This window comes from Pseudoalteromonas luteoviolacea (genome assembly GCF_018100925.1).
GTDB lineage: Bacteria > Pseudomonadota > Gammaproteobacteria > Enterobacterales > Alteromonadaceae > Pseudoalteromonas > Pseudoalteromonas obscura.
In genome coordinates this window covers 393,337-405,269 of sequence record NZ_JAGJEH010000007.1, presented here as the reverse complement: position 1 = coordinate 405,269, position 11,933 = coordinate 393,337, and the positions used below count along the sequence as shown (strand labels likewise).

The window sequence follows — 11,933 nt, the reverse complement described above, 5'->3', positions numbered from 1 at the left end:
CACTAAATACCAGTTACCCCATCAAGATCGTTACCTGCTCATAAACTCGCCTACACTTTGTTACAAGTTACTAAAAATCAATGTGCTAGATTAGGGGTACATTGATTGGTATCGAGGTAAGTGTGAAAAACAGTAGGCATTTGATAAGTTTGATTGCCCTAATAGGACTATCTGGCTGCATAGTTGCGCCCAAAAAGACAATGCACTTTGATGAGCATTGTGATTTTGTCAGAGAAAAAACAGAAATTGACATACAGATCTTTGGCGACGATCCTGCTAATCGCAGTCCCATTGTTCCTGGAGATCTCTTTATTCCCGTTGCGGTTGCTGCGACAACTGCGGCGTTTTCATCGGCTGTTTATATTTACGACAATGCACAAGATTCTATAGCGTACAAGCAAAATTGTAAGGATACTCAGCACTCAAATAGGCATGGAGCAATTAAAACTGAACCTGAAGATACATGCAGTGGCAACGAATTGTGTGAAATAGAAAGAACGAAGTAGCTAGTCTACTGGTTTGTAAAGGGGGTTTACATATACAGAAAAAGCCGCATAAAGCGACTTTATCAGGGATAATCAAATAGGTTTTTTTGGGTAAAGCTTAACTGGCGTTTTCGATCAGATTGCCTTTACCTATTTCAATTTTTCTTGGTTTTAAGGCTTCCGGTACTTTTCGCTCTAGGCTGACTACCAGCAAACCATTTTCTAATTCTGCGCCAATCACTCTAACGTGGTCACCGAGCTGAAAGCTTTGTTCAAAATTGCGCTCAGCAATACCTTGGTGAATAAATTTGCGTTGAGTTTGGTCTTCTTTATTGGCTTTTTGACCTTTAATTCTTAGCGTGTTGTTCTCTGATTCTATATGCAGCTCATCTTCGCTAAAGCCTGCAACAGCCATTGTAATTTGATATTTGTCTTGGTCTAGCGCCTCTATATTGTATGGAGGGTAGCTAGTTTGCTTGCCATTATGTGCAGCTCTGTCCATCAGTGACGCTAAGTGGTCAAAGCCAATGAATGAACGGTATAGTGGAGTAAGATCTACGTTTCTCATAATAATATCCTCTTAGAGCGATAAGGTTTGTTCACCTTTCAATTGAACCGATAAACAAACGTAATAAATAATATTTTGTATTGGTTGGGACCCTGTCGGCGTCCTCACAATACTATCTATGGACGGGGCAATTTGTTTTCAAGGAAAAATTTAAAAAAAATTAAAAACGCCGTTTTTAAGGCCTTTCAGGTAGGTTTTATCCTTTCTCCCATAAGCAAATAAACAATGTTCCTTTTGCCTATAACCAAACTTGTGGCCGACTCGGCTTGGCAAAAAGTTACGGCGAGCGTGGGACATATGTATAAGTGCTATTGCGATATGAATGCAGTTCATACACTGAACACTTTTGACGTTAAATTTTTATTTATGGTGTGTGAGATTAAAAATGGAGTGTATTTATAAGTGTAAATATCAAAATAGTATATTTGCTAAACAAACTTTGTAATGTTTGGTAATTAGGTACTATTGAAATAGAGCTAATATTAAGATTAAATTAGCAAAAATAACATGTTACCTACTAAAATGATGCTTTTTTACGAGTTATTTTTTACTCGTTGATTACGTCATTAAAGCACAAATGTCGTTTCTGCTTATTGTGGTAATGGTAATTTTAGCTGTTTAAATATTAATTTACTGATCTTGTCTTGGGGTATTCGCTTGTTTAACCAGTGAGTTACACTAAACTTGGTGCATATGAAGTATCTAGATAGCGCATTTTTACTTTTAAACTAACAAGGTTCGGGGTTTGATTAACTTCGAAATAAAAATTATGAAAAAAAATCTGCGACTCACATTGTGTACGCTGTCTGTATTGTTTGCCTCTAATTCAGTTATTGCAGGTGATTGGTCTTCAACCATCACTGGTGCTTCCGATTATACATTCAATGGTATCAGCCAAACGGATAACGATTTTGCGCTACAGGCTAGCTTAGACTACAGCAATTCAAAGACGAATTGGTATGCAGGTTCATGGGCTTCAAACGTCGACTTTAGCGATGGTACAGACACGGAAGTTGATGTCTACTTTGGGCGTACCTTCTCATTGACTGACGCTGTGAGCCTAGATGTCGGCATCGCATATTATAGCTATTATGGCGGTGACGACTCCAGCGATTTAAATTACCCAGAAGCTTACACTAAGTTTGGATTTGACAATGCGCTGGGCACGACTGAATTTAACTTTTGGTACAGCTGGGACTACGCTGGTCAAGATGAAAAACACACCATTACTACGTTATCACACACTTTTGAGGTTGCTGAAAACCACGATATTTCAGTAAGTTATACTGTTTCTAATTATGTGGGCGGGGACGTAAAATGGGACGAGACAAATAGCTCCTACCATCATTATGAAATCGCTTATTCAACCAGCTTATCGGGCTTCGATTTGTCGATTGCGGCTGAGGATACATCAATAGACTCAGACACTTCTGATGAGCGCATCGCGTTTTCAGTATCTCGTACCTTTGACTTATAATTTATAGACGTAAAAAAGCCGGGAAGTTACCCGGCTTATATATAAATATTTTATGGTCGTTTATTTTTTAACGATTGCGTTGTGATAAACGTTTTGCACGTCGTCACAATCTTCTAGCATACCCATAAACTTTTCGAAGTTAGCAATGTCATCTTCGTTTTCGATTTCAACGTGAGTTTGTGGGATCCAAGTGATTTCATCAACTTCAAAAGTGATGCCATCAAATGCTTCTGTTAGAGCTGTTTTTGCTTTGAAGTACTCAGTGTTTGGTGCAAATACTGATACTTTCCCATCTTCAACTTCAACGTCTGTCACGTCAACATCTGCCATCATTAAGGCTTCAAGTACAGCCTCGTCGTCGTCACCTGCAAAGCCTAAAATGGCGAAGTGATCAAACATGTGGGCTACACAGCCTGGGCTACCAATTTTTGAGTCTGTTTTAGTGAACGGAAGACGCACATCTTTGATTGTACGGTTAGGGTTATCAGTTAAGCAGTCAACGATAACCATACAGTTACCTGGACCATAACCTTCATAACGTGCCGGTGAGTAGTCTTCACCAGCACCACCAGCAGCTTTTTCGACTGCTTTTTCAATAACGTGTGCTGGAACTTGATCTTTCTTTGCTTTTTCGATCAAACGACGAAGGGATAGATTTGTTTCAGGATCTGCGCCACCGTTTTTAGCAACTACATAGATCTCTTTACCGTACTTAGAGTTTACCTTAGTTTTTGCCGCTGCCGTTTTTGCCATGGCGTTTTTGCGGACTTCAAATGCTCTACCCATCTTAATTCTCGTTATTTGAAATTCAATTGCACAAGATTCTAACAAGACTCGACGCTTTGGGCTATACCCTAATGGGTCTCAGTCCATATGAAAGGCTTGATTATCGGTGCAAATCACAATCTTAGGCGAGTTGATGCTGGAATTTGAGATTTTTTTGCTCTATCAGCATCAGTAGTGTTTCCCAATTGTTGAACGTGATGTCTGCTTTTGAAGAATATTCCGGCGTCGCATTGGGAATATAAAGGCAGGATATCATCTGCGCATTATGCGCTGCTTCAATATCGTACAGGTAATCGCCAACATACATACAGGCTGTACTTGGCAGGCCCCATTTTTGAGCAATCATATTCAATGCTGTAGGGTCTGGTTTCGCTGGCGCATCGTCGCGGGTTAAAATGATATCTATAGGCAGGTTGCACCGCGCTAATTTTGTTTGTGCTGCTTTGGCAAAGTTACGTGTCACGATGGCCATAGGAAACCCTCTATGATGCAACTGCTCAACGACCTGCGCCGCACCGGGAATAAACTCCGCTTGATGCGCATCTTGCATTTCGTGTTGATGAATAAGCGCCATTGCTTCTTCACGCATGTAGGGTGAGGGCAGTGTATCGACGAATTCCAACAAGTCATTTTCTCTAGGGCAACCCAGCTGCGCTTTCATCATGGCGAAGTCTAGGTTGGAGGTGACTAATGTGCCATCCAAGTCAAAAATAATTCCTTTAATCATGCGTTTCTTACCTCGTATTCCGTAGCAAGACACTCTGCCTGCTTTAAACATAGAGTACGTCAATTGAGGTTGCAAAGATCACAGCAAAAAATTATCCAGTTGATCATAGTGGACCGACCAAAAAGTCACATGAATCATTTGTGGTTGTACCTGATTTTACCACTAACATAATTTAAAGTTATTTTATTTGTGGTTGCATAAGTGCTCTAATTGGAGTGATTTACCTATTTTACTTAACCATATTGATATCAAGTTAGTTTTTAATTCTGAACTTTTTGCTGTTTTTTCCATTGTTTTTGTTGCTTTTTATAGTGGGGTATAAAAATTATGTGTTATAAATTTGTCTATTACGAACGATAAATACTAAACATATATATAAGTTAAGGTTATGTATAAAGAGTTGCTAAATATATCTGGATTTCGCATGATAGAGGCGGCGGCAAGGCTACAAAGTTATAGCAAAGCAGCCGAGGAATTAAATGTGACACAGGCTGCTGTGAGCCAACAAATTCGTAAAATTGAAGCGCAGATTGGTTGCAAACTGTTTTACCGCCAAGGTCGCTGTATGCAGCTAACTTATCAAGGCGCTGTTTTAACCGAAGCGATACAGAACGGCTTTGAATTAATTGTAGAGGGCCTGAAAAAGATCCAATATGAGCCATTGCCAGGTAAGTTGACCATCACAACAACACAATCTTTTGCGTCATTAGTATTGGTGCCTAGAATGTGGAAGTTCTCATCTGCATATCCTGATATTGATCTACGCATTGTGACTTCAAAGGAAGTAGAAGATTTACGCCAAGGTGAGATAGACATCGCGATTCGCTATGGCTACAGTGAATATCCTGATTATCACTGTGAGGTTTTAATCAACGACCCTATTGTTCCTCTATGTTCTCCCGCTGTTGCTGACGTGCTCGATCCAAGCCGCCCTGCCAGCTTAAAGCAAAGTTGGCTAATTGATTATTCTGGTATCTCTTATTGGCCTAAGTGGTTTGAGCATATTGGTATTGATCCAGACATTAGCGCCTGCCAAGTACTACAAGTGAACAATATTGATGTTGCAATGAGCGCTGTACTTGCAGGTCACGGAGTGTGTTTGGGCTCAGCAAAACAAGCAGCGCACTATATAAATGAAGGTATGCTGGTACAGCCCTATGAGTTCGGGCTGATGCCGGGCACGCAGTATCGACTGATGTATGACCCTCAGTCTCCACGCTTAAAGCGTATTGAGCTGTTTAGTCAGTGGCTTCATAAGGAATTGGAATCTTTATGATTTATCTTAAAATTGATACTTGTAGCTGCTAAAGTACCAAATGTAAGATGGAAATATAACAACTATAAAAGATGTAAAAAATGGCGTATTTGATCACAACGGTTATTTTGATTGCGTGTTGCTCGGTTTTTTTCATTCCTAAATTTAAACAGTTTACAAAGAATAACGAGCTTGCAAGTAATTTTGTACTTACGCTGGTGGCAACGCTTGTTGGTGTTTTGTTGGCGATTGCCATAAGCAATTACGATGAAGATGAAAGGGAACGTCGTGACCTAATTAAACTGCTTTATGCGGCTAAGGCTGTTGCATCTGAAAGTCTTGATTATAGTCATGCGGTAATGGATTACTATAAGAGTAATGAAGCGGGTGAGGAAACAAAAGAATCAAAGGCTCGTTTCTTCAAAAATAACCCATTGCCCTACCCCGATTACCTAGATGCATTGATGTCGCAACAGCTATTCATTAAAAATCTCTCGCAAGAATCTTTGACGGAGTTGAGTGAATCACTGATTGTCATGAAACGAGCAAAAATCTATAGGCCAAGATTGTTTATCTCCAATTTGACGTTTGCTCTTTATGTTTTAGATCAGGAAAGACTCTTTCAAGAAGGAAAAATATCGATGATGGAATTGGAGCGGCGTTTAAGCGAGAAAGAGAGACAGCTAGAAGAAGGAAAAAACTAAATTGAACATTCTGTTTTCTAACAAGGGAGCTTGCGCTAAAGCCAGTGTATTTTTTATCTCATTGATGTCCAGCTGCGGGGCATTTTCACAGGCGACTAAGCAGGACTTGTCGCCAGTAGCGATCGACGAAGACATAACCTCATTTATTTCATTGCTAAATGAGCGCTATGCTTATTTCGATAAGAAGCAAGTTGATAAAGAGCTGTTCAATGCCTGTTTGCAAAAAGATACTAATAAGATAAAAACACGCAATGATTTGTCGAGGAAGCTTAACCATTGTTTTGAGTTTTTCTATGATCAACATAGTGAAATAAGACCTAGGCCTCGTGACTATTACCTACCGATGCCCACCGCATTGACAATGTGGGCTGAGCTACGTAACGGCAAAGCAATTATCACTTCACTACCGCATACTGGTTATGCGCATAAAGTGGGATTTAGGCCGGGTATGATTATAGAGAAAATAGACAACAAGCCGGTTCTTGAAGCTGTCAGACAAGCCAATGTATCAGGTCAAAAAGCGGCTCAAACCTGGGTTCTCAATCGATTGTTAACGGGAACAAGGGAGCAGCAGATCTCTGTTGATGTGAACTGGCAAGGACGTTTGCAAACGTTGACAATAGACACTGGGCAGGTTGTTGCGGGCATTTTGAAGGAAAAGCCACTATTAACCAGTAAGCTAATAGGCGAGTTTGCGTATATCAGACCTGAAAACAGTTTGGACAACAATGCATTGATCGGCGCTTTTGATGAGGCAATATCACAGTACAAACAATCAGCCGGTTTGATATTGGACTTGCGCAATACCCCCAGTGGTGGGAATAGCGATGTTGCTAGAGGCATAATGAGCAGGTTTATCGCGCAGCGACTTCCCTATCAAGAGCATGAATTGATTGCTGTAGAACGCCAATATGGCGTTAAAAGGCGTTGGCAAGAGTTTGTCTATCCAAGAGGTGACTTTACTTATGGCAAGCCTTTGGTGGTTTTGAGTAATCGCTGGACTGGTAGTATGGGGGAAGGGTTAACGATTGGGCTTCATGGTATGAACCGTGCCACAGTGATAGGGACTCAGATGGCTCAGTTACTAGGTGCTATTTCCGGACATACATTACCCAATTCAAAGCTTGATGTGGTGATCCCGGTTGAAAAGCTATTTCATGTCGATGGCAGTGCAAGAGAGCTGTTTTTGCCTGACATTCAAATAGACCATGTTAAGAACGCGGAAAATGCAGATCTTGCCTTGAAAGCGGCGATAACCTACCTGAATAAATTTGCAAGTGCCAGTGATAAATTCCAATCCGAGTAACGGAACAAGGCATCAAAGTGAAATCTGGATGAGAAAAGCTGCTTGTTTAATTAATCTGATTTGTTAGCAAGCAAACTCCTTTATATAGAGCGCAATTGTGCGCTCTTTTTCAATGTATAGAAGCCTGCCTCCTATCTATTATCCCATAGTTGGTCATGAGTAAACGCCATCGTTTCAATTGCTACTGAGAAATTGTGACAGCAGAGTTTGGTTGGATATAACTAATGCAGAAGATAGCAACAAAGTTACCATTGCTGGAATAGCATCTTTCAGTGTATCGAATTTTAAGTGGAAAAAAATCGCGCCAACTGACGCTAAAGTAATACATAGAGCGCCAATGCAATTTAATATTGCATGTTCGTATGCCAACGAACCTAACAATGATAGTGCAGCCGTCAGTTCGATAATACCAACCAAAAACATATGTATACGAGTTAACCCATACTTTCGAAAGAAAGCCAGCTGTGTTTCAAATATGTACTTCTGCCAGCCTAATATTTTAATTGAACTTGCAAAGGTGAAAAAAACGCCAAGAACAGCAGTAATATACGTCATGTAAAACTCCCAATAAATTTTTCAATGGCATTTAAGCATTCCTTAATAGCCAGATAAATGATAGTTTTACGATATCTGATATTCCAATTTGGAATGGTGATGGACAAGTTAGCGTGTATAAAAGTGTTTCGGCACGTCGCTCGGTTAGAGAGTTTTACGGCTACAGCAATCGAACTCAATACGACACAAGGAGCCGTGAGTAAAAAGATAGCTTGGTTGGAAGGGGATTTAGGTTTTACTCTATTTCATAGGAACTCACGTAAGATTAGTTTAACAAGTGCTGGTAAACAGTACCTTGGCTTTTGCCACGAACTTATTGAGAAAATGACCCTGACTGAGCAATTGATTAACAAACAGCTAAGCCTTGCTGTAGGTACACTTAAGATATCAGCCCCGTCAGCATTTGCTACTCAGCGACTAGCGGTTCCTATACGAAAATTCTTGATAGCAAACCCTGAAGTGAAAATAGATATTTCAGTCGACGACAAGCATGTAGACTTATATCGTGACGATATTGATATCGCTATTCGAGCCTCTTACCTCAAGGATTCAGGGTTGAAAGCCAAAAAGCTGCTGGATCACGACGTTTGTTATTTTGCATCACCTGACTATCTAAAAAATAATGGTACTCCTGTTGTTCCCGAAGAGTTATCAAAGCACACTTGCCTAACTTACTCTTTAAGTACCACCTCAAATGTTTGGCAAATAAATAAAAAGAAATTCGTGGTACGAGAGTTGGTTACTAGCGATAGTCCAGAAATGTTAGTGAAAATGGCGATATTGGGATGTGGTATAGCCGCTATGCCGAAATGGATGGTTCAAGAGTCCTTTAAAATGAATCAGTTGACAGAATTGTTCGCAGACCATCAAAAAAGTTCTCTACCAATGTACGCAGTGTATAAAAATTCAGACTATTTACCTTATAGAATTAGAGCGTTTGTCGACTTTATCGCCAGCTATTTTGAATCTGAATTAGCGAATTAGCTTTTATCAGTTCCACAGGTGTAATAGTGTGAGCAACCTCTTTTTGTCGGGATTAATCTTAAGAAATAATCTATTGCCATAGAAGTTAAGTGGTTTTAACTTATCCAAAATGGTTTTTCAGATATTAATTAACTATCGCTGTTCCTGTGATTTTCATAGGTGGCAGCCCAATGCTCCAGTGTGGATTTTAACTGAAATGGGCGCGAGTGCTCTATTTAAAACCACCGCTTGTTAAGTATTGATATAAAAACATTATTACCTAACAAGCTGTTGTGATTTTCATACGTGTTTCAATTCCCTACACCAAGCCGCAGCATTCCTACAGCCTCTGGCGCTGGGAGCAACTCTTGCTGAGTTGTCGCTTGTGTTTTAAAGCTAGCGACTTGTTGCAACAAGTTTTGAGCTTGTTGCCTCATAACTTGGCTTGAATGCGTGGATTGTTCGACTAAATGCATATTTTTCTGCGTCTCGTTATCCATTTGCGCAATCGTAGATGACACTGCAGCGACGCCCTCTGATTGCTCTTGACTGGCCTCGGTTATTTCAGTGATCATCACATTGACTTCTTTGACCACTTGGATCAGCTGCTCAAAAGTATCCCCTGATGCCGATACCAGCTGGCTACCTTTAGATACCGCTTGAGAGCTATCTTGTATAAGGCCTTTAATTTCTTTGGCTGCGGATGCACTGCGCTGCGCAAGATTACGGACTTCACTGGCGACCACCGCAAACCCTCTACCAGCCTCTCCTGCTCTGGCCGCTTCTACTGAGGCATTGAGTGCTAATAGGTTAGTTTGAAAAGCAATCTCATCAATAACTCCAATGATATCTGAGATGCTTTTACTGCACGCTTCTATCTCATTCATCGCTGCAACTGCATCTGAAACAGTACTGCCGCCCTGCTGGGCTTTGACCATAACTTCATCGGCGTGATCAGACACATCTTTGGCGCTTTTGGCGTTTTGCTGCACGGTCACGGTTAGCTCTTCCATGGTAGAAGCTGTTTCTTCGATGCTTGCGCCTTGGTTTTCAGTACGTTTGTTCAATTCTTCGTTACTATTGGCAATACTCTGTGCGCCTTGGTATACGCTATTTGAAGCTTCAGTGATTTCTTGCACCATGCTATTTAAATTATTCATGAGGGCGTTCATAGCGTTTTTTAAAATATTAAACTCAGTGCCTAAATCTTCCTCTATGGTATGCATTAACTCACCCTCAGCTAGCGCCATGATGGCGTGTTTGATACTCGAAATCGCGCGCTTTCTAGCTGTGATATCCGTAGCGTATTTTACCACCTTAAAGGGATTGCCTTCGGCATCAAAAATGGGGTTATAGGATGCTTGGATCCAGATAGCCTGACCATTTTTATCAATACGTTTGTACTCGCCACTATCAAATTGTCCAAGGCGCAGGCGCTGCCAAAAATCTTGATACTCCTGGCTGCGTGCATATTCGGCCTCGGCAAATATTTTGTGATGCTTACCTTTTATCTCTGCTAGGGAGTACCCAGTTGTTGCAAGAAAATTCTCGTTAGCATCAAGGATAGTGCCGTCTAAATTGAACTCAATCACCGCTTGTGACTTGTGAATTGCAGCCAACTGCCCTGCAAAATCGGCACTTTGTAACTTTTGCGCAGTAATATCCGTCGCAAATTTAACAACTTTGAAGGGCTTGCCATTAGAGTCAAATATGGGGTTGTAAGTCGCCTGTATCCAGATTTTTTTGCCATTTTTACCAACTCTTTGGTACTCACCTGAGTCAAATTTTCCCTGATTGAGTTGTTGCCAAAACTGTTTATATGCCTGACTGTTGGCGTAGTCTGGATCAGCAAACATGCTATGGTGTTGGCCTTGAATTTCGTCCAGTGTGTAGCCAGTCGTTTTTAAGAAGTTTTCATTGGCATTGATTATGGTGCCGTCCATGTTAAATTCAATCACTGCCTGTGATTTGCCAATGGCTTGCAATTGTCCTTCATAGTTGGCGGCTTGAAGCTTTTGCTCCGTGATATCAGACGCGTATTTAACCACCTTAAATGGGCGGCCATTTAAATCTAATATCGGGTTGTAAGATGCCTGAATCCAAATTTCTTTTCCGTGCTTAGCTTTGCGTAAGTACTCCCCTGCGGAGTATCGCCCGGCATTTAATTCAGCCCAAAAATTCGCATATTCGGCACTTGCAGCATACTCTGGATCTGCAAACATACTGTGATGCCGGCCTTTTATTTCATCTAGCGTATACCCCATGGCCGATAAAAAGTTTTCATTGGCATAGATGATAGTGCCATCCATATTGAACTCGATAACAGCTTGGGACTTTCTGATGGCTTCAAGCTGACCTTGATAATCCGACGCTTGCAATTTAGTTTGTGTTATATCTGAAGCGTACTTTACTACTTTGTATGGGCGACCATTAGCATCAAAAATGGGGTTATAGGATGCGTGGATCCAAACTTCCCTCCCGCCTTTGGCGAGCCTTTTATATTCTCCTGTACTAAATTGACCTTGATTCAACGCTTGCCAAAATAACTGATACTCCTCACTTTTGGCGTACTCAGGTTCTGCAAACATACTGTGGTGCTGCCCGACTATTTCTGACAGTGTGTATCCCATTGCTTGTAGGAAGTTGTCATTGGCATGAACGATTGTACCGTCCATATTAAACTCGATGACAGCTTGTGATTTACTAATGGCCTCAATTTGGCCTAAATGTTCAATGTTGGTGCGCTTATAGTCAGTCACATTGTGCAGCAGCAATAGCGTGAGTTTATTGTGAGTTTGCTGATCAAATGTGCTGTGTACAGAGACGCGAAACCAAAATACGGAATTGTGTTGATATTGGACTTGCAGCTCTTGGTCTGGCTGAGCAATATGGTTATCTAAATCAAGCTTTGTCTTTATAATTCGACTGTAATGTTGACCGATTAAATCGGCTTGCTTACAGCCAAGTTCTGTCAAAAAATGCTCACTGACTTGCGTAATTTTCCCCTCGTCATTGAGCTCTAATACAGATTGTTTTTCAAAAAAGACGTTAAGTTTGGCTTCTAAAGATTGTAATTTTTGACGCTCTGTCCTTGATGAAAATAACAT

11 protein-coding genes are annotated in these 11,933 nt (G+C 40.8%); 6 read left to right on the top strand and 5 right to left on the bottom strand.

Annotated features, from left to right (window positions below; genetic code table 11):
• Window positions 1-122: 122 nt before the first annotated feature.
• Window positions 123-506, top strand: a complete 384-nt coding sequence (locus tag J8M00_RS17315) for a hypothetical protein (RefSeq protein ID WP_211011781.1) — start codon at window positions 123-125, stop codon at window positions 504-506.
• A gap of 97 nt (window positions 507-603) precedes the next feature.
• On the opposite strand, the gene J8M00_RS17310 is transcribed toward J8M00_RS17315, so the two are convergent.
• A complete protein-coding gene (locus tag J8M00_RS17310; RefSeq protein WP_211011780.1) occupies window positions 604-1,053 on the bottom strand; it encodes an Hsp20 family protein in 450 nt (149 codons plus the stop codon).
• Between the two features lie 769 nt (window positions 1,054-1,822).
• Between J8M00_RS17310 and J8M00_RS17305 the strand changes: the two genes are divergently transcribed.
• Window positions 1,823-2,530: a TorF family putative porin gene (locus J8M00_RS17305; protein ID WP_211011779.1), complete on the top strand. Its 708-nt coding sequence runs from the start codon at window positions 1,823-1,825 to the stop codon at window positions 2,528-2,530.
• A 60-nt stretch (window positions 2,531-2,590) separates the two neighbouring features.
• Here the strand turns inward: J8M00_RS17305 and J8M00_RS17300 are convergent, their stop codons facing one another.
• A complete protein-coding gene (locus J8M00_RS17300; RefSeq protein ID WP_023400123.1) occupies window positions 2,591-3,316 on the bottom strand; it encodes a YebC/PmpR family DNA-binding transcriptional regulator in 726 nt (241 codons plus the stop codon).
• Between the two features lie 121 nt (window positions 3,317-3,437).
• On the bottom strand, window positions 3,438-4,043 hold the full coding sequence (locus tag J8M00_RS17295) for an HAD family hydrolase (RefSeq protein WP_211011778.1): 606 nt from the start codon (window positions 4,041-4,043) through the stop codon (window positions 3,438-3,440).
• A 388-nt stretch (window positions 4,044-4,431) separates the two neighbouring features.
• Here J8M00_RS17295 and J8M00_RS17290 point away from each other — a divergent pair, with 388 nt between their 5' ends.
• From J8M00_RS17290 to J8M00_RS17280, 3 genes are all read left to right on the top strand, one after another.
• Window positions 4,432-5,319, top strand: a complete 888-nt coding sequence (locus J8M00_RS17290; RefSeq protein ID WP_211011777.1) for a LysR substrate-binding domain-containing protein — start codon at window positions 4,432-4,434, stop codon at window positions 5,317-5,319.
• Between the two features lie 80 nt (window positions 5,320-5,399).
• Window positions 5,400-6,002, top strand: a complete 603-nt coding sequence (locus J8M00_RS17285) for a hypothetical protein (protein WP_211011776.1) — start codon at window positions 5,400-5,402, stop codon at window positions 6,000-6,002.
• Between the two features lies 1 nt (window position 6,003).
• Window positions 6,004-7,308 carry a S41 family peptidase gene (locus J8M00_RS17280; RefSeq protein ID WP_211011775.1) on the top strand — a complete coding sequence of 435 codons (1,305 nt, stop codon included), beginning with the start codon at window positions 6,004-6,006 and terminating at the stop codon, window positions 7,306-7,308.
• Window positions 7,309-7,482: 174 nt separating this feature from the next.
• Here the strand turns inward: J8M00_RS17280 and J8M00_RS17275 are convergent, their stop codons facing one another.
• Window positions 7,483-7,863, bottom strand: coding sequence for a DoxX family protein (locus tag J8M00_RS17275; protein WP_211011774.1), 381 nt, complete (start codon window positions 7,861-7,863; stop codon window positions 7,483-7,485).
• Window positions 7,864-7,962: 99 nt separating this feature from the next.
• On the opposite strand from J8M00_RS17275, the gene J8M00_RS17270 reads away from it, so the two are divergent.
• Window positions 7,963-8,847 carry a LysR family transcriptional regulator gene (locus J8M00_RS17270; RefSeq protein WP_211011773.1) on the top strand — a complete coding sequence of 295 codons (885 nt, stop codon included), beginning with the start codon at window positions 7,963-7,965 and terminating at the stop codon, window positions 8,845-8,847.
• A gap of 290 nt (window positions 8,848-9,137) precedes the next feature.
• Here the strand turns inward: J8M00_RS17270 and J8M00_RS17265 are convergent, their stop codons facing one another.
• Entirely contained in the window at window positions 9,138-11,933 is a 2,796-nt protein-coding gene (locus J8M00_RS17265; protein ID WP_211011772.1) for a methyl-accepting chemotaxis protein, read from the bottom strand.

Bases quoted from the DNA above. Each gene is read 5' to 3' on its own strand.
- J8M00_RS17290 (WP_211011777.1), top strand. From the start codon at position 4,432: ATGTATAAAGAGTTGCTAAATATATCTGGATTTCGCATGATAGAGGCG.
- J8M00_RS17310 (WP_211011780.1), bottom strand. From the start codon at position 1,053: ATGAGAAACGTAGATCTTACTCCACTATACCGTTCATTCATTGGCTTT.
- J8M00_RS17285 (WP_211011776.1), top strand. From the start codon at position 5,400: ATGGCGTATTTGATCACAACGGTTATTTTGATTGCGTGTTGCTCGGTT.
- J8M00_RS17270 (WP_211011773.1), top strand. From the start codon at position 7,963: ATGGACAAGTTAGCGTGTATAAAAGTGTTTCGGCACGTCGCTCGGTTA.
- J8M00_RS17295 (WP_211011778.1), bottom strand. From the start codon at position 4,043: ATGATTAAAGGAATTATTTTTGACTTGGATGGCACATTAGTCACCTCC.
- J8M00_RS17300 (WP_023400123.1), bottom strand. From the start codon at position 3,316: ATGGGTAGAGCATTTGAAGTCCGCAAAAACGCCATGGCAAAAACGGCA.
- J8M00_RS17305 (WP_211011779.1), top strand. From the start codon at position 1,823: ATGAAAAAAAATCTGCGACTCACATTGTGTACGCTGTCTGTATTGTTT.
- J8M00_RS17275 (WP_211011774.1), bottom strand. From the start codon at position 7,863: ATGACGTATATTACTGCTGTTCTTGGCGTTTTTTTCACCTTTGCAAGT.
- J8M00_RS17265 (WP_211011772.1), bottom strand. From the start codon at position 11,933: ATGTTATTTTCATCAAGGACAGAGCGTCAAAAATTACAATCTTTAGAA.